Annotated in this window: 21 protein-coding genes and 1 pseudogene; 16 read left to right on the top strand and 6 right to left on the bottom strand. The window is 58.3% G+C overall.

Annotated elements, in window-relative coordinates:
• Positions 1-12: 12 nt before the first annotated feature.
• From CFB10_RS00840 to CFB10_RS00860, 5 genes are all read left to right on the top strand, one after another.
• On the top strand, positions 13-723 hold the full coding sequence (locus tag CFB10_RS00840; protein ID WP_020012425.1) for a GntR family transcriptional regulator: 711 nt from the start codon (positions 13-15) through the stop codon (positions 721-723).
• 6 nt (positions 724-729) lie between these two features.
• Positions 730-1,515 carry a transporter substrate-binding domain-containing protein gene (locus CFB10_RS00845; RefSeq protein ID WP_020012426.1) on the top strand — a complete coding sequence of 262 codons (786 nt, stop codon included), beginning with the start codon at positions 730-732 and terminating at the stop codon, positions 1,513-1,515.
• Positions 1,516-1,595: 80 nt separating this feature from the next.
• Positions 1,596-2,267 (top strand): amino acid ABC transporter permease, encoded by a 672-nt coding sequence (locus CFB10_RS00850; RefSeq protein WP_020012427.1) that lies wholly within the window; start codon positions 1,596-1,598, stop codon positions 2,265-2,267.
• On the top strand, positions 2,264-2,923 hold the full coding sequence (locus tag CFB10_RS00855) for an amino acid ABC transporter permease (RefSeq protein ID WP_020012428.1): 660 nt from the start codon (positions 2,264-2,266) through the stop codon (positions 2,921-2,923). Before CFB10_RS00850 ends, CFB10_RS00855 begins: the two co-directional genes overlap by 4 nt.
• Positions 2,901-3,635 carry an amino acid ABC transporter ATP-binding protein gene (locus CFB10_RS00860; RefSeq protein ID WP_003502584.1) on the top strand — a complete coding sequence of 245 codons (735 nt, stop codon included), beginning with the start codon at positions 2,901-2,903 and terminating at the stop codon, positions 3,633-3,635. Before CFB10_RS00855 ends, CFB10_RS00860 begins: the two co-directional genes overlap by 23 nt.
• 76 nt (positions 3,636-3,711) lie before the next feature.
• On the opposite strand, the gene gltA is transcribed toward CFB10_RS00860, so the two are convergent.
• Entirely contained in the window at positions 3,712-5,001 is a 1,290-nt protein-coding gene (gene gltA, locus CFB10_RS00865) for a citrate synthase (protein WP_003502585.1), read from the bottom strand.
• 306 nt (positions 5,002-5,307) lie between these two features.
• On the opposite strand from gltA, the gene CFB10_RS00870 reads away from it, so the two are divergent.
• Positions 5,308-7,740, top strand: coding sequence for a ComEC/Rec2 family competence protein (locus CFB10_RS00870; protein ID WP_020012429.1), 2,433 nt, complete (start codon positions 5,308-5,310; stop codon positions 7,738-7,740).
• 19 nt (positions 7,741-7,759) lie between these two features.
• On the opposite strand, the gene CFB10_RS00875 is transcribed toward CFB10_RS00870, so the two are convergent.
• Together CFB10_RS00875 and lexA are read right to left on the bottom strand one after the other, a co-directional pair.
• The gene (locus CFB10_RS00875) at positions 7,760-8,437 is read right to left on the bottom strand and encodes a glutathione S-transferase family protein (RefSeq protein WP_020012430.1); all 678 of its coding nucleotides are present in this window, start codon (positions 8,435-8,437) and stop codon (positions 7,760-7,762) included.
• 401 nt (positions 8,438-8,838) lie between these two features.
• Positions 8,839-9,561, bottom strand: coding sequence for a transcriptional repressor LexA (lexA, locus tag CFB10_RS00880; RefSeq protein WP_020012431.1), 723 nt, complete (start codon positions 9,559-9,561; stop codon positions 8,839-8,841).
• Between the two features lie 348 nt (positions 9,562-9,909).
• Between lexA and CFB10_RS00885 the strand changes: the two are divergent.
• From CFB10_RS00885 to CFB10_RS00930, 10 genes and pseudogenes are all read left to right on the top strand, one after another.
• Positions 9,910-10,062 (top strand): annotated as a pseudogene (locus CFB10_RS00885) (RpiB/LacA/LacB family sugar-phosphate isomerase); the annotation flags it as partial.
• A gap of 301 nt (positions 10,063-10,363) precedes the next feature.
• A complete protein-coding gene (locus tag CFB10_RS00890; RefSeq protein WP_141097692.1) occupies positions 10,364-11,380 on the top strand; it encodes a PilN domain-containing protein in 1,017 nt (338 codons plus the stop codon).
• Entirely contained in the window at positions 11,377-11,973 is a 597-nt protein-coding gene (gene gspM, locus CFB10_RS00895) for a type II secretion system protein GspM (RefSeq protein WP_020012434.1), read from the top strand. Before CFB10_RS00890 ends, gspM begins: the two co-directional genes overlap by 4 nt.
• Positions 11,970-12,539, top strand: a complete 570-nt coding sequence (locus CFB10_RS00900) for a hypothetical protein (RefSeq protein WP_020012435.1) — start codon at positions 11,970-11,972, stop codon at positions 12,537-12,539. The genes gspM and CFB10_RS00900 overlap by 4 nt, the downstream gene beginning before the upstream one ends.
• Complete coding sequence (locus CFB10_RS00905; RefSeq protein WP_051091654.1) at positions 12,529-13,425, top strand: hypothetical protein; 897 nt, start codon at positions 12,529-12,531, stop codon at positions 13,423-13,425. The genes CFB10_RS00900 and CFB10_RS00905 overlap by 11 nt, the downstream gene beginning before the upstream one ends.
• Positions 13,422-15,038, top strand: coding sequence for a GspE/PulE family protein (locus CFB10_RS00910; protein WP_020012437.1), 1,617 nt, complete (start codon positions 13,422-13,424; stop codon positions 15,036-15,038). Before CFB10_RS00905 ends, CFB10_RS00910 begins: the two co-directional genes overlap by 4 nt.
• A 1-nt stretch (position 15,039) precedes the next feature.
• The gene (locus CFB10_RS00915; protein ID WP_020012438.1) at positions 15,040-16,251 is read left to right on the top strand and encodes a type II secretion system F family protein; all 1,212 of its coding nucleotides are present in this window, start codon (positions 15,040-15,042) and stop codon (positions 16,249-16,251) included.
• Positions 16,248-16,733, top strand: a complete 486-nt coding sequence (locus CFB10_RS00920) for a prepilin-type N-terminal cleavage/methylation domain-containing protein (protein ID WP_081629712.1) — start codon at positions 16,248-16,250, stop codon at positions 16,731-16,733. The genes CFB10_RS00915 and CFB10_RS00920 overlap by 4 nt, the downstream gene beginning before the upstream one ends.
• A complete protein-coding gene (locus CFB10_RS00925; protein WP_020012440.1) occupies positions 16,726-17,094 on the top strand; it encodes a prepilin-type N-terminal cleavage/methylation domain-containing protein in 369 nt (122 codons plus the stop codon). Before CFB10_RS00920 ends, CFB10_RS00925 begins: the two co-directional genes overlap by 8 nt.
• Before the next feature lie 14 nt (positions 17,095-17,108).
• A complete protein-coding gene (locus CFB10_RS00930) occupies positions 17,109-17,735 on the top strand; it encodes a prepilin-type N-terminal cleavage/methylation domain-containing protein (RefSeq protein ID WP_020012441.1) in 627 nt (208 codons plus the stop codon).
• Positions 17,736-17,770: 35 nt separating this feature from the next.
• Here CFB10_RS00930 and gspG read toward each other — a convergent pair whose 3' ends face one another.
• From gspG to gspD, 3 genes are read right to left on the bottom strand one after another with little or no spacing between them, the layout of a single operon-like run.
• Positions 17,771-18,220, bottom strand: coding sequence for a type II secretion system major pseudopilin GspG (gspG, locus tag CFB10_RS00935; protein ID WP_020012442.1), 450 nt, complete (start codon positions 18,218-18,220; stop codon positions 17,771-17,773).
• A gap of 7 nt (positions 18,221-18,227) precedes the next feature.
• Positions 18,228-18,680, bottom strand: coding sequence for an A24 family peptidase (locus tag CFB10_RS00940; protein ID WP_170940885.1), 453 nt, complete (start codon positions 18,678-18,680; stop codon positions 18,228-18,230).
• 35 nt (positions 18,681-18,715) lie between these two features.
• Positions 18,716-20,590: a type II secretion system secretin GspD gene (gene gspD / locus CFB10_RS00945; protein WP_020012444.1), complete on the bottom strand. Its 1,875-nt coding sequence runs from the start codon at positions 20,588-20,590 to the stop codon at positions 18,716-18,718.
• Positions 20,591-20,732 lie beyond the last annotated feature (142 nt).

A 20,732-nucleotide genomic window follows, 5' to 3' on the forward strand; every position in this document is an offset into this window, starting at 1 on the left:
TTTCAATCTTGTATGCAAGATAGCCATACATCAGAAAGCGCCCAGAGCGCTGTGGAAGACGCCATCATATCAGGCATCCTTTCCGCTCGCATCCGCCCGGGCACTCGCCTTAGCGAGAACCAGCTCGCCAGCCTTTTCGGCGTGTCGCGCACGCGCATCCGCGAGGCGATGATGCGGCTTGAAACGCGCGGCATCGTTACCGTCAGCCCGCGCCGCGGCTGGTTCGTGGTGGAGCCTTCCGCCGAAGAGTCCATCAAGGTCTATGAGGCGCGGCGCATCATCGAATATGGACTTTTACGCAACCTTTCCGCCATCAGCGCGGAAGGCATAACGATCCTCGCCGATCATCTCGATGAAGAAAAGGCGGCGATTGCCAAAGGCGACCGCCAGCGCCTGACCTGTCTGATGGGCGATTTCCACATCCGCATCGCGGAGATCGCCGGAAACGACATCATCGTCGAAACGCTGCGCGACCTGACGGCCAGAACAATCCTCATCTCCATGCTCTACCAGTCCGATTTCCATGCGCAGCAATCGCATGACGGGCATTGCCGCATTTTCGAGGCGATCAAGGCGGCAGATTTTCACGCCGCCGCTGAACTCGCCATCCGCCACCTCGACGAAGTCGAAACCGGTCTCGATCTCACCCGCAGACCGGACCCGCTCTACGAGCTTCGCAATTCGCTTTCACTGCAACCGCTTTCCTCAAGCCCCAAGGAGTAATTCCCAATGATTTCCAGACGTTCATTGCTTGCCATTGCCGCGATTTCCGCAACACTTGGTTTTTCGCCCGCAGCCTTTGCCGATGCGCTCGGTGATATCACGTCCCGAGGCACGATCCGCGTTGCGGTCCCGCAGGATTTCCCGCCCTTCGGCAGCGTCGGCACCGATATGGCCCCGCAGGGCTACGATATCGACGTCGCGAACCTGATCGGCGAGAAGCTCGGCGTGAAGGTCGAACTCGTGCCGGTCACCAGCGCAAACCGCGTTCCCTATCTTCAGACCAACAAGGTCGATCTCGTCATTTCGAGCCTCGGCAAGAACCCGGACCGTGAAAAGGTCATCGACTTCTCCACCGCCTATGCGCCTTTCTTCAACGGCGTGTTCGCCCCGGACTCGCTTGCTGTCACCAAGGCCGAAGATTTGGCCGGCAAGACCATCGGCGTTACCCGTGGCGCCGTCGAGGATCTGGAACTGACCAAGGTCGCTCCCGCCGATACCACGATCAAGCGCTACGAGGATAATAACGGCACGATTTCGGCCTTCCTTGCCGGCCAGGTGGAAGCCGTCGCCACGGGTAATGTCGTGGCCGCCGCCATTCTCGCGAAGAACCCGCCGAAGCGTCCCGAGCTTAAGTTCCTGATCAAGAACTCGCCCTGCTATATCGGCCTGAACAAGGAACAGCCGGCGCTCCTGGAAAAGGTCAACGCCATCATCGCCACCGCAAAGACCGACGGTTCGCTGAACACCATCGCACAGAAGTGGCTGAAAACCGATCTTCCGAAGGATCTGTGACCAACCCGGAAAACACATGCGCCGGCCCCTTCTGATCCCGGTCCGGCGTATGGTTTGTCCTCTTCCGAAGGAAACATCGGGTGAAATACACGTTCGATTTTGGATGGCTCCTCGAATATTATCCGCAGATCGCCAAGGGTATCGCCGTCACGCTTGAATTGATCGCCGTCGGCGGCGTTCTCGGCATCGCGCTCGGCATATTCTGTGCCTGGGTGCGCGCGCTTGGCCCGAAATGGCTGCGGCCGCCGGTCGCGACCTATGTGGAACTCATTCGCAATACGCCGTTTCTCATACAATTGTTTTTTATCTTTTTCGGCCTGCCGTCGCTTGGCCTGCAACTGTCGGAACTGAGCGCTGCCAATATCGCCATGGTGGTCAATCTCGGGGCCTATAGCTGCGAGATCATTCGTGCCGGCATTCAGGCGACGCCGAAGGGGCAGTTCGAGGCCGGCGCAAGCCTTGCCATGACCCGTTTCGAAACCTTCCGCCACGTGGTGCTGGTTCCCTCCCTGCAACGAATATGGCCGGCGCTCTCCTCGCAGGTGGTAATCGTCATGCTCGGTTCGTCGGTCGTGTCGCAGATCGCCGCCGAGGACCTGACCTTCGCGGCCAATTTCATCCAGTCGCGCACCTTCCGCGCCTTCGAAGCCTACATGGTCTCCACCGTCATCTATCTCGTGCTAGCCATTCTTCTCCGGCAGGTGCTGCTGATGGGCGGCAACCTCATTTTTCCGCGCAGGAGTGTCCGATGATCGAGTTCTCCACCTGGGATATTCTCAGAAACCTGCTGCTCGCCACGCGCTGGACCGTGCTGCTCTCGCTCGTCTCCTTTGCGGGCGGCGGCTTGGTGGCGCTGCTTCTGCTCTTCATGCGCATTTCCCGGAAAAAATCGATACGGGCTTTCGCACGCTATTATGTCGAGCTTTTTCAGGGAACGCCGCTGCTGATGCAGCTCTTCATAGCCTTTTTCGGCCTTGGTCTCTTCGGTATCGATGTGCCGGCCTGGCTCGCGGCGGGTCTGACGCTGATCCTGTGGGCAGCAGCCTTCCTGACCGAAATCTGGCGTGGCTGCGTCGAATCTGTCGCCAAGGGGCAATGGGAGGCGTCGGCAAGCCTTGCCATGGGCCGCCTGCAGCAGATGCGTTACGTCATCCTGCCGCAGGCCATGCGGGTCGCCATTCCGCCGACCGTCGGTTTTTTCGTGCAGGTCATCAAGGGAACGGCGGTGACCTCGATCATCGGTTTCGTGGAACTGTCCAAGGCCGGCACGGTCGTCACCAACGCCACCTTCCAGCCCTTCACCGTTTATGGCCTCGTGGCCCTCATCTATTTCGCGCTGTGCTGGCCTCTGTCGAAGAGCAGCCAGATCCTCGAAAGGAAGCTCAATGTCGCTCATCGAAATCACTGAAGTCCGCAAAAGCTATGGCAGCAACGAGGTTCTGAAGGGCATCAATCTCGATGTCGAGCCGGGCGAGGTCATCGCCATCATCGGCAAGAGCGGATCGGGAAAATCGACCCTGCTTCGTTGCATCAACGGGCTCGAGACGATTTCGGCCGGTTCCATATCGGTCGCCGGCGCACAGCTTCTCGAAGACGATCTCCATCTCAAGGCACTTCGATTGAAGGTCGGCATGATCTTCCAGCAGTTCAATCTCTTCCCGCACCAGACCGTCGGCGGCAATGTCATGCTGTCACAGATGGTGGTCAAGAAGACGTCGAAACCGGAGGCGGAAGCCGTTGCCCGCAAGATGCTGGAACGGGTTGGTCTGGCGCATAAATTCGATGCCTATCCCGATGAGTTGTCAGGTGGTCAGCAACAGCGCGTCGCCATTGCCCGCGCCCTCGCCATGCAGCCGATCGCTTTGCTCTGCGATGAGATCACCTCGGCGCTCGATCCCGAACTGGTTGCGGAAGTGCTTGCCGTGGTGCGGGAACTCGCCGCCGAAGGTATGACGCTCTTGATGGTGACGCATGAAATGAAGTTCGCGCGCGACGTCTGCTCTCGCGTCGTCTTCATGCATGAGGGCAGGGTGCATGAAATTGGCCCGCCGGAAGAGGTGTTCGCCAATCCCGTAACCCCCGAACTCAAGCAGTTCCTGGGCGTTGCGGCGCGCCACTAAGAACCACTCAGACGCCCAACAAAAAAGGCCGGCGGGTGAAAACCTGCCGGCCTTTGATCTCAAATGGTTTCGCGGCTTAGCGCTTGGAAACCGGAACGTAGTCGCGCTTGCCGGCGCCCGTGTAGAGCTGGCGCGGACGACCGATGCGCTGCTGCGGATCTTCGATCATTTCGTTCCACTGTGCGATCCAGCCGACGGTGCGGGCGAGAGCGAAGAGAACGGTGAACATGGTCGTGGGGAAGCCGAGCGCCTTCAGCGTGATGCCCGAATAGAAGTCGACATTCGGGTAAAGCTTCTTCTCGACGAAATAAGGATCGGAAAGGGCGATCTTTTCCAGTTCGAGCGCGACCTGCATGATCGGATCGTCGGAGTTGCCGGTGGCTTCCAGCACTTCGTACATCGTCTTCTGCATGATCTTGGCGCGCGGGTCGTAATTCTTGTAAACGCGGTGGCCAAAGCCCATCAGGCGGAACGGATCGTTCTTGTCCTTGGCGCGGGCGATATATTCCGGAATACGGTCAACCGTGCCGATCTCGTTGAGCATGTTGAGCGCCGCTTCGTTGGCGCCGCCATGAGCCGGGCCCCAGAGGCAGGCAATGCCAGCCGCAATACAGGCGAACGGGTTGGCGCCCGAAGAACCGGCAAGACGCACCGTGGAGGTGGAGGCGTTCTGCTCGTGATCGGCATGCAGGATGAAGATGCGGTCCATGGCGCGGGCCAGAACCGGATCGACCTTGTAATCCTCGCAGGGCACGGCAAAGCACATGTGCAGGAAATTGGAGGCGTAATCGAGATCGTTCTTCGGGTAAACGAAGGGCTGGCCGATATGGTACTTATAGGCCATGGCGGCGATCGTCGGCATCTTCGCAATCATGCGCAGCGAAGCGACCATGCGCTGGTGCGGATCGGTAATGTCGGTCGAGTCGTGGTAGAAGGCCGAGAGAGCGCCGACCGTGCCGCACATGACGGCCATCGGGTGTGCATCGCGACGGTAGCCGGTGAAGAAGCGGCTCATCTGCTCATGCACCATGGTGTGGCGCGTGACGCGGGTGTCGAAATCCTTCTTCTGCGCAGCCGTCGGCAGTTCGCCGTAGAGCAGCAGGTAGCAGGTTTCCAGGAAGTCACCCTGTTCGGCAAGCTGCTCGATCGGGAAACCACGGTGCAGGAGAACGCCTTCGTCACCATCGATATAGGTGATCTTGGATTCGCAGGAGGCCGTCGAGGTGAAACCCGGGTCGTAGGTGAAGGAGCCCGTGTGCTTGTACAGCGTGGCGATATCGACGACGCTTGGTCCAATCGTGCCTTCCCTGACCGGGAGTTCGACCTGTTTTTCGCCAAGTGTCACTGTAGCGCTTTTTTCCGTCATACTGATCCTCCGAAAACATGCGGGTGGGGGCGTTGAGACACGCCCCGCGGTTAAGCGTCTACCGATTAGCTATATGATCCTTGCGCCGATGCCAAGCTATCCAAAGGTCAAATTGTGCATTGCGGCATACGCAATTGCGTTGCTTTTCGCTTTATCATCATGGCAATTCGATCTCGGTCAACGCAGGGTTAAAGGAAAGCATTGCAATCCCTCGCATCCGCCTGCAAACCTGTTTCCGGTGCGGCAGGGGCGCGGCGCGGATTGCCTGGTCAAGGGGAAAAACAGCATTTCGGATATGCGGAAACGATGCAGGGCGGCTTGCCCGGCACGGCGGAGATTCTGTTTCCACTACACAGAGCCGGGGATGTCGCGACATATGACCCACCCGCCCTTGTCAGCAGGCCAAAACTGCGTGCTCTCGCCTCTCAAAAAATCGCCGCCTGCGTTGCCGAGGAGCGCGCATTCGGCCACGATTTTCTTTTCGCGCCGGTTTTCATCGGCTGTGGTGCGATCTTCTGGTTTTCCCTCGACACCTCGCCTTCACTCCCTGTTCTGGCGATCGCATGTCTCATTGCAGCGGGTCTGGCATCCTTCACGAAATATCGTTCGGGTCTGGCGGCGACGGCCTGCGGCTTTTTCGCGCTGTTCTTGCTGGGCATGCTTTTCGCCGAGATCGAAACGCGGCGGGTGGGAACCGTGGTGCTGGATACGCCCGTCACCACCACCATTACAGGTGCGGTGACGCGCCGGGAGGTCGATGCGCGCGGGGATTGGCGATATGTGGTGCAGCTGTCCGCCACGGAGGCGCCGACATTGTCACGCTCGCCGGAGAAGGTCTCGCTTCTCGCGCGCGGGGCAGGTGAGCCCGTCGCACTGGGCGCGACCATTCGTGGCAAGGCGCGGCTTTCGCCGCCGTCCGGCCCGGCTTTGCCGGGGCTCAATGATTTCGCCTTTGCCTCCTACTTCAGGGGCATAGGCGCGACGGGCTTCTTTTATAAACCGCCACAGACGGTCATATCACTTGAAGGTGACATAAAGACCGGAACGAACTGGCTGGAATGGGCCGATATGCGGCTTTACGGCCTGCGCGCCGCCATTGCCGAACGTATCCGCAGCACCATCGGCGGGGATGCCGGCGCTTTTGCCGCCTCGATCGTCACCGATGAGAGACAGGCCATATCCGCCAAGACGATGGAAGCGCTGCGACTTTCCGGCCTTGCCCACATCGTCGCCATATCCGGGCTCAACATGGCGTTGGCGTCAGGCATATTTTTTGTGGGGCTGAGGCTTGCCTTCAGCCTTTTTCCGGCATTTGCGCAGCGCTGGCCCGTCAAGAAGATCTCGGCTTTCGCCGCACTCCTGATGACGCTTGCCTATTATCTGATTTCCGGTTTCGCCGTCTCCGCCGAACGGGCCTGGCTGATGATGTCGGTGATGCTGATTGCCGTTCTTTTCGATCAACCCTCGCTCAGTCTCAGGAATATTGCGCTTTCCGCTCTGGTCATTCTTGCCTTGTCGCCTTCGGAAATCATGGGGCCGAGCTTCCAGATGTCCTTTGCCGCAACCATCGCGCTCGTCGCCTCCTATGCCGCCTGGAGCCGCTGGCGCAGCGATCGCGAGCGTCTGTTCATCGGGCGCAAACCGGCATGGATGACGGTGGCGCAAACGGCGGGCGCCATCATCGGCGGCGTCATCACGACGTCCTTGATCGGCGGTCTTTCGACTGCGATCTATTCCGCCGAGCATTTTCAGCGTGTCACCACCTATGGACTTTTTGCCAATCTGGCCGCCATGCCGCTCATGTCGCTGATCGTCATGCCTTTCGGCCTTGTCGCCATGCTGCTGATGCCTTTCGGGCTTGATGCTCCGTTCCTCAAGGTCATGGGTTACGGTATGGCTCTCGTGATCGAAGTTTCTCGGGAGGTGGCCTCCTGGGGAGGAAGCGCTGCGACGGGGCGGCCACATGGCTGGTTCCTGGGGCTTGCCTCCGTTGGTTTTCTGCTGCTGGCATTGTTACGCAGCCGGCTGGCGCTTCTTGGTTTGCCGTTTCTGGTCCTCGCCTTTGGCCTGTCGGCGGCCACGGCCTATCGCAATCCGCCTCATCTGCTTGTTCATGAGGATGGCATGCTGGTGGCGCTGCTGGAGGATGGCAAAACCTACACGACGAAAACACGGCCGCAGGGTTTCGTTTATGACCAGTGGCAAAGGGCACTGCTGCTGCCGGAACAGCCAGTTCCGCCGGTCTTTCTCAAGAGCGAGGCTGCGGCAACCACCGTGGCTTTGACCAAGGCAAAGCTTGATCCGGAAAAGATGAGGGCGGTTGCACGGCAGATGACGGTGGCCCTGAGAGACGCGGAGCCCGGTATTTTCACCTGCAGCAAGGGCATATGGTGTGCCGCACGCGCGGGAAGCGGCGAATGGATCATCGTTCTGGAAGATGGTCGATTTGCCGGAAAGGCTTGTGATATCGCCGATATTGTCGTCGTTTCCCGCAGAACATCCTTCTCCCAATGCCGCTCGGGCGCACTTCTGCTTAACCGCGATATCCTGCGCCGGATCGGTTCACTGGAAATAGACTTTGCCGGCAGCGATCAGGTAGCGGTAGTCGGCAGGTTGCGCGCCGCGATAGCCGGCATGGACAGGCCCTGGAGCGAACATCGCTATTACGACTGGAAAAGCGGCCGTTTTGACCATGAGGTCCCTGATGCCGTCACGCGGTTGCTGGCGGCACCACAATGAGGGCCGCCAGCCTGGGCCGTCACGCCTTGATGCGCAGATCCGCCGTCAATTCGCCGATCCCGCCGATTTCTTCTTCATGCGCCGCGTCGCGCCAGGTTTCCTTGAGGCCCGCCTCGTACCATTCGCGCATGGCGGGCAAGGCGAGCAGCCGGTCACAATAGGCTTTCGCTGCGGGCGAAAGTTCCGCACCGTAGGTCTGGAAACGGAAAGCCACCGGACAGAAAAAGGCATCGACCGCCGTAAATTTCTGGCCGGCAAGAAAGGGGCCGCCGAATTTTGTAAGGCCTTCGCTCCACAGCGCATCGATGCGCTTTATGTCGGCCGCAAGCCCGGTATTGCCACCCTTCGGTTTCACGCGAATGCCGACCGACATCGGATAGAGATTGCGCAGCGAGAAAAAGCCCGCATGCATTTCGCTCGCAGCCGAACGCGACCATGCTCTTGCCTGCTTGTCGCTTGCCCAGACGCCCTGGTGTCGCTCCGCCAGATATTCGGCGATCGACAATGATTCCCAAACCGTCACGCCTTCATCAACAAGGCAGGGCACCTTGCCGGTTGGAGAAAAGGTGGAGAAGGAAACGCCTTCGCCGAAGGGAACGAGTTTTTCATCGAAAGCAATGCCGAGCGTGCGCATCAATACCCACGGCCGCAATGACCATGAGGAATAGTTCTTGTTGGCGATATAAAGATCGTACATGGCGTGTTCCCCGATATGATGCGCATTTCTATACCGGCGGATGGGCCCAGGAATATTGCAAATATTCCATGGCTCCCATAAGCCCTATTGATGAATGGGGGCGGGAAGAAAAGAAGCACCTGCACGTCACCACTCGGCGATGACGGCGAAACACACCGCGACGAGACTGACGACCTGCATCCTTTCTCAACGAAATTAAGGATGCTCATTTTCAATCAGCTGTTTCTTACCGCTGCCTGCAGGCCTTCGCGACAAAAGATGCGCGGACCTGCCAGATGATGTCGCTTGTCACTTCTGCAGAACCACATCGTTGCAAGAAACAAGCTGCAAAGCTCGATAAGGGGAGCGCCATCCTCTCGATAGCGCCCGCAGCGAAAGGGACCGCGGTCCCATATCTTGGATCAATGGTAACGGCGGATCAGCCCAACCAGCTTGCCCTGAATTTTCACCCGGTCCGGCCCGAAAATGCGGGTCTCATAGGCGGGGTTAGCCGCTTCCAGAGCAATGGATGCGCCCTTGCGACGGAAACGCTTCAGGGTCGCTTCTTCATCATCCACCAGCGCTACGACGATATCGCCCGGATTTGCCGTATTGCCGTTGCGAATGATAACCGTATCGCCATCAAAAATGCCGGCCTCGATCATCGAGTCGCCCTTGACCTCAAGAGCGTAATGTTCGCCCGAGCCGAGCATATCAACAGGCACGGCCACATCGTGGGTGTTGTTCTGGATGGCGGAAATCGGCACGCCGGCGGCGATTCGGCCCATGACCGGCACGGTGACGGCCCCACCGAGATCGTTGGCGGGCGCCTTGGGGGCAGGTGCCGCTTCCGGCGCCTTGGGCTTGCCAAGGCTGCCTTCGATGACGCTTGGAGAAAAGCCGCGTTGCGGCCTTGCACCCGGCGTATAGGCCTCGGGCAGCTTGATGACTTCCAGCGCTCGCGCCCTGTTCGGTAGCCGGCGAATAAACCCGCGTTCTTCGAGGGCGGTGATCAGCCGGTGGATACCGGATTTGGAGGCAAGATCGAGTGCATCCTTCATTTCATCGAAGGAGGGCGGCACGCCGGACTCTTTCATTCTTTCATGAATGAAGAGAAGCAATTCCTGCTGTTTGCGCGTGAGCATGAGGAAAACACCCTTTAGAATCGTCGTTGAAGTCGCGAAACAAATACAGAACGAACACTATATGTTCCATATGTGTTCCGCAATCCCCTAAAATTTCGTGAAGCTGTTGGAGGCGCGAAAACAAAACGGGAATGGCGCGGCAAAAACTCTGGTAGATGAGCTGGAATTAAGACCCCAAAGTTTTGTTGTTTTTATTAGCTCTTTTACCGGAAAAAGGGTTACTCAATCAGCTTTTTGGGAATCTTTGGAATTTGTCATTCCGACTGAGATGCCAAGTGATTGATTAGGCAGAATATATTGGGAACCTTCTCACGATTCAATGTTCTGCGATGTCGTGATTGGGAATTCAACAACGCCCAGATCATCACCGTGGGCGCCCGCGTGATCGGCCCGGAACTGGCAAAAACCATCGTAGACACCTGGCTGGCATAGGATTTCGACCCGAAAGGATCTTCGGCGAAAAATGTCGAGGCGATCAACCGTCTCGATGCGTGCCGGTGAGTGAGCTTGCGGCCTCCAGCACTTTGCCACGACTTATGGGGGTGGTAAAGTGCTGATCGCAGCAGGTCTAACACAGGGGTGATTTTCTTACTTTCGGATTTCACTGTATTATATGGTTAATTATTTTATAATAATAGTAAAATAGGAAGATTGTATAATTTATTTATTATATAATGCATTTATGTTTTTATGATTTTTTCAGATATTGTTTGAAGTAACTTTGAGATTTTGCCAAGGTAGAAAAAATATCTAAAGATTCTCTGATTTAAAGGTTCCCGTTGGGGGTAAGTAGAGGAGTGGTGTGAGCGGCTACCTTTGGCGAGATATTTTAATTTGGCTTGGAGAGACGCTCTCGAAGATTCCGGTTTTAGCCGGGTTTTTTCAGGCTCGATCAACGGAAGCCGTCAATCTGCATGTCTCTGGTGTCGGGCTTGCCTGCGATATGGGAACAGGCGCGCTTGTTCCAATTGATGCGTCACGCATACCGGCCCTGCTGGCTGAGATCGAACGGAAGACTGCCGTCACACTGACAATCGGTAGGGATAGTTATCTGCGAAGAAATCTTGCCTCGAAGAGGTTGCCTTTCACACGTGCGAGCGAGTTGTGGTCGCTGGAAATCAGTGAGCACATGCCTTTTCTGATCGGCCAGGTGCATGTTTTCTTTGGTTTAGCTAGCGATGGGCACGGCACGGATTATTTCATTGTCAAAAAAGAGGTTCTGGAACCGGTCCTGGGTGCCATCCATTCGTCGGGGCGCCGGATTGACCGGATCCTGATGGAAAACGAAGGTCAGGCGGAGGAGGTTGCTCGCGAAAGCGCGCGATCGATTGCGGATCAGTCACCCCGTTGGTCGGTGAAAAAACGTTTGTCAGCCGGCTTTTCCCTTTTGGTGCTTCTGGTCGCGATCGCCACATTCGGCCACGCCTATGCACGCACGGTCGAGGCGGGGGCGAGACTTGCGATCCTTGTCGATGAGCGCCGTCGTGAGGCACTGGCGGTCAGGAAGGATGTCGACGCACTGCAGAGGGAGGAGCGGCTGCTTCAGGCCGCGCGGGCGGCGAAAATCAAGACCGTGCCCGCCTCGGCGCTTTGGGAGGAACTGACGCGCATACTGCCGGATTCGACATGGCTATCAGATTTAACCCTCCGCGAAGATGTGGTCTCGATTACCGGCTTTTCCAGGGCGGCGGCTGACCTGATCGGTATGCTCGGGGCCTCCGCAGTTTTTCACGATCCGCGTTTTACGGCGCCGGTCATGCGGGTGCCCGGCCAGGATGGTGAGCGTTTCACTATTCATATAAAGGTTGGACGCCAATGACCGATCTCTTGATCCGGGTCATGAACCTTTCAGTGGCTTTGCAACGTGCGATTGCCGGTTCCATCGTTTTTGTAATTGCCGTTGGCGTCTCGGCGTTGATCTGGCTCGCTTTCAGCCTGTTGAATGGGAACGCTGCCGCAATTGAAGAAAACCGCATCGCGCTTGCTCGCTTCGAGGCGACAATTGCCGTCGGCAGAGCGATGCTAAAGCAGCCGACTACCTCTGCAACCGCTTCCGAGTTTCTTGTCGGTGAAAACGAAGCCGTTATGCAGGCGAACCTGCAAAACAGACTGAATTCGCTCGCTGGCACCGCGATGGTGACTGTGCTTTCCTCGGGCGGTATTCCATCTGTCGAACTGGACGGCGTGCGTTACGTTGGCATTCGCGCCAACATGCAGGGATCGTTGAAAGCGATCCATGGCGCCTTGCTGCAACTCGAGACCGGTAAACCTTATCTGATCGTTCGCGAGATGGTGGTTCGTGTCGTCAATCAGGGACGATCCCCCGGTCCGGTTGAATTGAGCGTGCAGTTGAGCTTTTTAGGCGTACTTGACCCTACGGCTTCGACCGGGCGAAAGGCGGGCGCGCCATGATCAGACCGTTGCTGAAGCATCTGCACTGGACTGCTCCGTCGGTAACGCTCGCAGTTCTTCTCATGGTCAACTGGTTCTTTTATCAGGAAGTAGTCGACATATCGGCGCTGGAGCCAGGGCCGTTTACGGAAGCGACCACGAAAGGGCAGGCGACCTCGACCCAAAGTCAATTCGGCGGTGACATCAAGATTTCACACACGCTTGCGCGTCCGCTCTTCAGCCAAACCCGGAGAGAATTCGTGGCCGAAATCCCACGGACGACCTCAAAACCGGTAGAGGAAGTTGTTGCGACGCAGCCCACAGAGCAAGCGCTTCGACCGCAATTCAGCTTTCAGGGAACGAGATTGTTCGGTTCCCAGGCCAGCGCGCTTGTCGCACTTGATCCGGTACAGCCGGCAATATGGCTCAGTGCCGGCGATCAGCTTCAGGGCTGGGTCGTGGAGGAGGTGGGCAGGGATACGCTCATTCTCGCCAATGGCGAACAGAAGGCGACATATGCGCTTTTTGCGCCCGTGGAGGAGACACCTGAAGCGGGGAAAGACAAGGGCGTACCGAATGGCCAATGAGGATGCGAGTGGACGGGACGGTTTCGCCCTTGTCGCTGTCCTGGGCTTGTTGCTGGTCGTGTCAGCCATTCTGCTGCCGTTTTCTCTGTCGGCGCGACTGCGCGCGCTGACGACCGGCAATGAACTGCGCGCGTTTGAGGATCAGAAATTAGCGCAGGCTCTGGCGCCCTACGTCGCCGCCAAGCAAATGTCAGGCGGTGGTCGTGGCGGAGCACTTCCAACGGACGAAAATGCGAGCTGCCGATGGGGAGAAAATCGACTTGAAGTGCGGATCCAGGACCATGCCGGGCTGATCGACCTTAATGCCGCCGGCGCCGATCTGTTGAACCTGGGTTTCCAATCCCTGGGTTATTCGGGTGACGAAGCGCGGTCGCTTTCTCTCGGCGTTCTCCGCTATCGCAGGATCGGAGACATGACCACAGGTGCGAATCTGGATCTCGCGCTAGACCCCGCTGGTCTTAAACATGCGGCATTCGAAGATGTCGCCGAGCTGCATGATTTCCTCGCATTGCGTGCCGTTTCCGTCCTGCGTCTGGCAGGAACATTTACGGTTCATACGCAAACCGGCACCCTTCAGCCAGATCAGGCGTCCGACGAATTGCGACAGCTTGCCTCGGCGGGTCAGGGTCGGTCCATGCCATTCCTGGTCAACAATGCCGGTCCATGGCGGGCGCTGACAGTTGTCGTCGGCCTCCGGCGCGGAGAGCGGCTGGATTTTGGTTATGCCGGCATATTTCGTGTGGGCAATGGTGCTCCGGTGCTCGATGCCGCCATACCCGGGTTTGAGGAGTTCGCTGAAGAGACCGGTCTGCCCGGTCGACCGGCTCCCTGCCTGGAACTCCTGGGGCCGACATTGGCGCAGACGGTTGGTGAGATGATCCTGTGACCAACATATTTCCGACTTCGGATGAGTTTCTCGCGCATCTCGGCACCAGCTCAAGGTTGACACCCGAGGCGCTTCAACGGTTGTCCTCCGCCTGGCGCGCCACAGGTCAAGCGATCGATGTTGTCATGCGTGAACTCGGGCTGATGCCGGAAGCCGAACTCGCGCAGGCGATTGCAGATTTCTGCATGATCGGCTGCGCGCAATCGGTTTTCGAGTCAGACAGTGAGATGCTGGAACGGATGGGTACGGATTTTGCAGCGAGGAATGCACTTCTGCCCATAACAGGAGAGAAAGGGGCGCTCTCCCTCATCGTTGCGGACCCTTTTAGCCGCCCGGCCATAGAAGCGATCGAATTTCTGATGGGGGGGCGTCTTCCGCTCATTGTCGCGCCGAGATCGACGATTGAGGAGTTTTTTCGGGTCCGTAAAGCCGTGGGAGACGACAGTGATTTTTCCGGGTCCCATGACGTTGCAGGCGAGGAGGACGTCGACCGGTTGCTCGACATTGCGAAAGAGGCGCCGGTCATTCGCTTCGTATCCAGAATCATTCAGCGGGCCGTCGATGGCAAAGCGACGGATATTCATATCGAGCCTTTTGAGGATATTGTGAGAATTCGTTTGCGGGCAGACGGCATTCTTCAGACCCTGGAGACCGTGCCGAGACCGATGGCGGCCGGTATAACGAGCCGGATCAAGATATTGTCGCGGCTCAATATTGCGGAGCGACGCTTACCCCAGGACGGGCGGCTGCGGGCATCCGTTCGCGGGCAGGAGATTGATTTTCGAGTCTCCGTGACGCCTAGCGTCCACGGCGAAACCGTTGTCATGCGAATTCTCGATCGCTCGAATGTGCGCCTCGAATTGGGTGCCCTTGGATTTGATGAGCAGGCCACTGCGGCGATCGCGGCCATTACGCGCAAACCGAACGGGATATTTCTCGTCACCGGGCCAACGGGTTCCGGCAAGACGACGACACTCTACTCCATTCTAAACGACATCAACGATCCGAGGTGGAAGTTCTTCACGGTTGAAGATCCCGTCGAGTATCGGATGAAGGGAATTACCCAGTTGCAGGTCGATCCGGGGATTGGTCTGACCTTCGCTTCAGCCCTGCGTTCAGTTCTCCGGCAGGACCCTGACGGCATCCTGATTGGGGAAATCCGCGATGAGGAGACGGCCAGGATCGCCGTGCAGGCGGCGCTGACCGGTCATCTTGTTCTATCGACGCTGCATACCAACAGCGCCGCCGGGGCTATCAGCCGGCTTCGCGACATGGGGATCGAAAGCTACCTTCTTGCCGCAACTTTGCGGGGGATCATCGGCCAGAGGCTGGTTCGCAGGGTGTGCGAGGAATGCCGGAGTAACGACAGCGAGACGATGTGTGCCATTTGTGGCGGCTCCGGTTTGGCCGGACGGCAAGCCGTCTATGAGATCATGGAAATCACGGATGCGTTGCGCGATTCGATTTCCAGAAAAGACGACGAAAATGCCCTCGAAATGGCGGCACAGCAGGTGGGTATGCGAAGCATGCGCGAGCATGCCCATGCGCTTGTCACTGCTGGAGTGACGACATCGGGCGAGGTTTCGCGCGTCATCGACCTTCAGGGAGCCTAGCATGCCGGGGTTCAATTATGTGGGTTATACGAGGGATGGATCGAAGCGGCGTGGTCTGATCGAGGCGCCAAGCGCCTCGGAGGCGACGCAACGGCTCAAGGCCGATGGGGTTCGTGTCCTGCAACTTGGTCTGTCGGCGGAACGGGCGGAGCGCCGGTCTGTTCGATTGCCGTCATTTCTTGAGCGGCGCGTCGACCTGCAGCGCTTCTTCTATGATCTCGCGCTGCTCATGGAGGCGGGGCTGGGTTTGGACCGTGCTCTGAAAGCAATCGCAGAGGAGGCGGGCAACGGGGGCAATCAAGCGCTCGCGGCGGAATCGCTCGCACGCCTCTCAAACGGCATGAGCCCGTCGGAAGCCTTTGCGCGGATGGAAGAGGATAGTCCGGGAATATCTGCGCTGATTTTGAGCGCTGAACACACGGGTAAACTCCATGTCGTCTGCGCCGTCATCGCAGCCGACCTCGAGATGCGTCGCAACCGGCGAAGTCAGATGCTGGAAGCGCTCACCTATCCGGCGTTCCTTCTCCTGCTGACATTCGCCGCCTTGGCGATCGTCACGATCTTCCTCGTGCCGGCCGTTTTGCCGGTCTTTGAAGGCGCAAACACGCATCCTCCACCGCTGATCCGTGTGCTCGATGCAATCGGCACGGCAATGCGGACCTGGGCTGTGCCGGCCGCGCTCGTCGTGGCTTTTCTGTTGCTTTTTTCCTTCCGCAAGAGCGGTCGGCAAAGGCTTCGGTCTCTCGCGACGCGGCTCGTGCTGGTGACGCCTATGATCGGCGATCTCGTTAGAAAACAGGGGCTGGCGCGATATATGCGCAGCCTCGCGCTCCTGCTCGGAAATGGCGTCGCAATGCAGAAGGCTCTCGTACTGTCGGCGAAGGTGTGTCCTATCCCATCCTACAGAATTGTGCTTGAGGCGATGCGGGAGCGGGTGGTTGGAGGCGAGCGTCTTTCGGAAGCGCTGCTGGAGGCGCGGATTTTTCCGCGTTCGGTTTCCTCGCTGGTGGCTATTGGCGACGAGGTAAACAGCTTGCCGCGCATTCTTGAGCGGTCGGCCTCGCTTCTAGAGGAGGAGGCGATGCGGACGCAGAAGACGATGCTTGGTCTCATGACGCCCTGCATCACCATCTTCATGGGCTTGCTCATAGGCGCCCTTGTGGTCTCGGTGATGAGCGCGTTGCTGAGCATAAACCAGATGAGCACAATATGATGTATCGCGCCGAAGGGCCTATGCTACCTGAAGAGGAAGGCTTTTCACTGGTGGAGATGATCGTCGTCGTCGCGATCTTGTCGATGACCGCGATGATCGCGTTTTTTGGATTTCAGGCAACGCAACGTCCAAAATCTCCGGCCGCCCTGGCGAGCGATGTCGCCCACCTGATCCAGTTCGTCCGGCTGGATGCGATCAACAGCCGCCGGCAACGGCCGCTGGTCGTCGATATGGTTGCCAGAACGATCTCGAACGAGCGGGGCGACAGGTTGCTTTCCGTGCCGGCCCATATGGAAATGACCGTGGTGACCGGTCGCGAGCTGGTGCGCGCAGAAAGGCGAGCCACGATTATATTCCTGCCTGATGGTTCATCATCTGGAGGGGAGGTATCCTTCAAGAGCGCACAGGCATCGGCTCACCTGTCCATTCCCTGGCTGACCGGCATTCCCTTCGTGAAAAATTCCGGAGGCAATCATGGCTAGGGCCGGGCGCGTATCCGAGGACGGATTTACCTTGGTCGAAGTCCTCTGCGCTTTTGCAATCCTGTCTCTGGGCGCCGTAATTGTGCTCCAGACAATTCAGCTGGGTTCAAAAAGCATCGGATCTGCGCGTGAACGGGTTGCGGCGAAGCGGGTGACATCCGCGATTGTTTTTCAGAGATTTTTCGACCGTAAAGCGGATAGTGCGAGGGAAGGCATTGTCGACGGCTTTCGATGGACCGTGACGGGCATTGAAGAGACTGGATGGAATGGCGGGCCGATGCTGGAGCGCTTGCGGCTTTTTCGTAACGATGGCTCGCAGGCGGCAGACGTCCTGATAGAGCGCGGGGTCGTTGATCGATGAAGCGTTGCCGAAGGATGCTCCGGCCCCACCATAGGCCGACAGAGCGCGGCGATGCGGGTTTTACCCTTGTCGAGGTGCTCGTAACCCTTTCCCTCGTCGCCGCCCTGTCGCTCGTCGCCGTCGCGCTGACATCGCAATTGCGGTCGATCCAGGTCGCGCAGAAAGACAACGATGCGGCAGTCGAACTTGAGGCTTTAGCGGGTGCGGTGGAGAGGATGATTGGCGCCGCACGATATCTTCCTTTGTCCCAGGACAATCCTCAGAAACGATTTCTGCTTAGAGGAACCGCCGGCAGGATCACCTTTGTCGGCGTCATGCGTGTCGGCGTGTCGGCTTTCGGTCTGAGAGATGCCGTTCTTACGCATGAAGAGGCGAATGGCCAGCTGGTTCTGGAGCTCCATCCGCGGCGTGTGAGCGATGCCGGGCGCCTGCCGGAAACCCTGACGCTGTCGGAGCAAACCTCCATCAGGTTCTGGTACAAGGGTCGTGAGGATGTCGACGACATCACCCCATCCGACTGGCGGGATGAATGGTCTGAGCCTGCGGAATTGCCATTAGCTGTTCGCTTTGAGGTGACGACAAGACGCGACCTCCGGGATCGCAGCACGACGCGTCTGGTGCAGATTCGTGCTGGACGCTGATCCCCGAGGGAGAGGAAGCGACTTACCGTCCGCGATTAAAGCGCGATATCCGCGTCGAGGCCTTCACCGCCGGCCTTTCCATCCCGCCCGAACGACCCGACCGTCGGCGATGCCGAGCCGGCTGGCGCCTTGTATTGGTAGGGTGCTCCCCAAGGGTCAACCAATGCGGATGATTGCTTGATATAGGGGCCGTTCCAGGCGGTATAGCTTTCCGGGGGCGTGACAAGAGCGTCCAGCCCCTCATCGGCAGAAGGGTAACGACCGATATCGATGTAGAGGAGTTCGAGGGCGGATTGCAGGTTTCTCATCTGAACCTTGGCGGTGTCCACCCGCGCCGACCCCAGATAGCCTAGAACCTGCGGTGCGGCGATGGCGGCAACCAGCCCGATAATCGCCAGGACGACAAGCAATTCCACCATCGTGAAGCCGGCTTCGTGCTCGGCGTCATCGCGTGTTTGGTTGGCCGCAGCCCCCAATGTGGTCATGAGCTGTTCAGTCTCCGATTGTGGTGAGGAGGATGGTGTCCGTCATCCAGACGAGGATAAGGGAAAGCCCGAGAAAGGGGGCGAATGGAATGCGAGTATTGCGAAGGTCGAAACGGCAGAACAATGCCGCGGTGGTTGCGAAGATAAGGGCCGCCACGCTCGCTATAAACAGGTACAGTGGGATGCCAGCCGGGCCGAGCCACAGCGCGCTCGCCCCGGCGAGCTTGACATCGCCTAGCCCCAGCCCGATGCGTCCGCGCAGCCGTTTATGCAGGAAGCGAATGAGGTAGAGGAGCAACAGCGTTGCCAAAGCGCCACCGAGAGCGGCGGCAAGATGGCTGAAGCCGAACAGGAACTGGTTGAGAATACCGAGGCCGGAATGAATATAGTTCAACGCATTGGGAATTCGCATCTCATGAATGTCCACCCAAGCAATGCGGATGGTGAGGACGATCATCATAAGGCCGAGCAGCCATTGGACATTTGTCGGCTCCATCAAAACGCCAGACGTTTTACGTCCTGATGGAGCTCGTTTGCGCCCCCTCGAACTTTGCGAAGCCCTGAGCCGAAGCCGAGCTGTTGACGAAATTCCGCCGTGACTTCCCTGGCCTGCCAGATATCGCGAACGATCCGGGGCTTGATGAAAATGATCAATTCGGTTTTTGCGATCCGGTCTTCCTTGTTCTTGAAGGCGTTGCCCAAAAGGGGGATTTTGCCGAGCAGCGGCACCTGCGACCGTGTGAGGGAATTGTGCTGCTGGATGAGGCCGCCGAGCGCCAGGCTTTCATTGTCACCCACGATCACGCGGGTCGACAGCTTGCGCTGCTGGATGGTTGGCGAATCTATGCCTGATGTCGTGGTCCGTACGACGTTGGACACTTCCTGTTCGATGTCGAGCATGACGCGTCCGGACGTGTTCACGCGAGGCAGCACTTTGAGAATGACGCCGGTGTCCTTGAGTTCGATGGAACTGACAACGGCGGAATCTCCGGTAACGGTGGAGGTTGATTGCTGTGTGACGATCGGAACCTGATCCCCGACCTGAAGGGTGGCTTTCTGATTGTTGAGGGCCGTCAGGGTCGGTGCGGATACGATGTTGACGTCGGTTATGCTCGAAAGGGCGTTGAGCGTTACGCCGACATCGCTTGTCGCGAAGCTCCAGGCGAAACCCGGAAAGGTCGGCGTCGCCGCGCCGCTTGCGATATCGGACAATCCGACGCGGAAGTTGCCGCTTTCGAAAAACCAGCGCAGGCCGAACTTCAGCTGGTCGTTCAGCGTGACCTCGGCGATCACTGCTTCGATGAGGATTTGCGTCGGCGTAACATCGAGTTGTCTGAGGAGCAGCTTTACCCGCTCATATTCACGATGCGTGGTTGAGATCAAAAGCGCGTTGTTCTCTGCGTCGGCGACGATGGACGTTTTGACCGCGCTTGCTTCGGAATAGGCGCTTGCGGCCGAAAGGGCGGGTTGCACCGGAGCATTCTTTTCGGTCGTCAGGGTTTCGGCAACAAGGTCGGGCGCGACCGAATTGGCGCCCGATGCGCGGCTCTCCTGTTTGGACAAGACCGCCTGAAGCACCTGCGCCAGTTCCTTGGCCGGTCGATTCTGGATATTATAGACGAAAAGCTGCTCTTCATTGGCGCTCGCCAGCTTGTCGAGCTTTTCTATCCAGCCGGATGCACGCGCAAGATAACTGGCGCGGGAGGTCAGAACCAGAACGGCATTCAGGCGTTCGTTGGGAATGAAGCGAATAAGGTTCGAACCGGGTCCGCCCTCGGCTCCGAAGATTGTGGTAAGCTCCTTGGCGACGGCTTCGGGTTGCGATGCCTTGAGCGGATGCAGTGCAACAGACATGCCGCGCATCCAGTCCACGTCGAAGGTGGCTATGGCGTCTCTCATGGCCGTGAGGTCGGAACTCGTCCCGGCCAGCATCAGAAGGTTGCGGGTCTTATCCGTCCGCAGGATGGCCCCCTGTCGGCTGATCGGTTCAAGAATACTCTTCATTTCCTCGGCGCCGATATATCGCAACTCAATGACCTGAACGCGAACGCCCGGGCCTGCCGGTGTGGAAAGCGGCACCGTGACGGCCGGTGTGGAAAGCATGGCCTCGCTGGCAGGCACGATCTGGTATGTTCCGCCTTTTCGGACGATCGCCGCGCCATTTACGGCCAGCGCAGATTCCATAATATCTATGAGAGCGTCACGGGACACAGGCTGGCTCGTCTGAAGCGTCACGGTGCCTTTCACGCGGGGATCGACCACATAGGTCGTCTGGAGGATATCGCCAAGCACGCTTTTGGCCGCCGCCGCGACAGAGGCGTCGACAAGATTGAGGCTAAAGCCCTTCTCGCCCGAAGACCGGGTTTCCACGCTGACGGGAGGTCCTTTTGAAGACACGAAGCTGTCGGACCCATTTTGAGCCGCGCCAGCGAAGGATGCGGCTGCGCCGCCACCCAACTGCGAAACCTGGGGCGTCGTTGAGAGGGGAGCCGTCGGATATCCGTGCGTCTGG

Source organism: Agrobacterium sp. 719_389 (genome assembly GCF_900188475.1).
Taxonomy (GTDB): Bacteria; Pseudomonadota; Alphaproteobacteria; order Rhizobiales; family Rhizobiaceae; genus Agrobacterium; species Agrobacterium radiobacter.

Excerpts from the sequence above, each read along its gene's own strand:
- CFB10_RS00840 (WP_020012425.1), top strand. The coding sequence starts at position 13 with ATGCAAGATAGCCATACATCAGAAAGCGCCCAGAGCGCTGTGGAAGAC.
- CFB10_RS00845 (WP_020012426.1), top strand. The coding sequence starts at position 730 with ATGATTTCCAGACGTTCATTGCTTGCCATTGCCGCGATTTCCGCAACA.
- CFB10_RS00855 (WP_020012428.1), top strand. The coding sequence starts at position 2,264 with ATGATCGAGTTCTCCACCTGGGATATTCTCAGAAACCTGCTGCTCGCC.
- CFB10_RS00860 (WP_003502584.1), top strand. The coding sequence starts at position 2,901 with ATGTCGCTCATCGAAATCACTGAAGTCCGCAAAAGCTATGGCAGCAAC.
- gltA (WP_003502585.1), bottom strand. The coding sequence starts at position 5,001 with ATGACGGAAAAAAGCGCTACAGTGACACTTGGCGAAAAACAGGTCGAA.
- CFB10_RS00870 (WP_020012429.1), top strand. The coding sequence starts at position 5,308 with ATGCAGGGCGGCTTGCCCGGCACGGCGGAGATTCTGTTTCCACTACAC.
- CFB10_RS00875 (WP_020012430.1), bottom strand. The coding sequence starts at position 8,437 with ATGTACGATCTTTATATCGCCAACAAGAACTATTCCTCATGGTCATTG.
- lexA (WP_020012431.1), bottom strand. The coding sequence starts at position 9,561 with ATGCTCACGCGCAAACAGCAGGAATTGCTTCTCTTCATTCATGAAAGA.
- gspM (WP_020012434.1), top strand. The coding sequence starts at position 11,377 with ATGACCGATCTCTTGATCCGGGTCATGAACCTTTCAGTGGCTTTGCAA.
- CFB10_RS00900 (WP_020012435.1), top strand. The coding sequence starts at position 11,970 with ATGATCAGACCGTTGCTGAAGCATCTGCACTGGACTGCTCCGTCGGTA.
- CFB10_RS00905 (WP_051091654.1), top strand. The coding sequence starts at position 12,529 with ATGGCCAATGAGGATGCGAGTGGACGGGACGGTTTCGCCCTTGTCGCT.
- CFB10_RS00915 (WP_020012438.1), top strand. The coding sequence starts at position 15,040 with ATGCCGGGGTTCAATTATGTGGGTTATACGAGGGATGGATCGAAGCGG.
- CFB10_RS00920 (WP_081629712.1), top strand. The coding sequence starts at position 16,248 with ATGATGTATCGCGCCGAAGGGCCTATGCTACCTGAAGAGGAAGGCTTT.
- CFB10_RS00925 (WP_020012440.1), top strand. The coding sequence starts at position 16,726 with ATGGCTAGGGCCGGGCGCGTATCCGAGGACGGATTTACCTTGGTCGAA.
- CFB10_RS00930 (WP_020012441.1), top strand. The coding sequence starts at position 17,109 with ATGCTCCGGCCCCACCATAGGCCGACAGAGCGCGGCGATGCGGGTTTT.
- gspG (WP_020012442.1), bottom strand. The coding sequence starts at position 18,220 with ATGACCACATTGGGGGCTGCGGCCAACCAAACACGCGATGACGCCGAG.
- CFB10_RS00940 (WP_170940885.1), bottom strand. The coding sequence starts at position 18,680 with ATGATGATCGTCCTCACCATCCGCATTGCTTGGGTGGACATTCATGAG.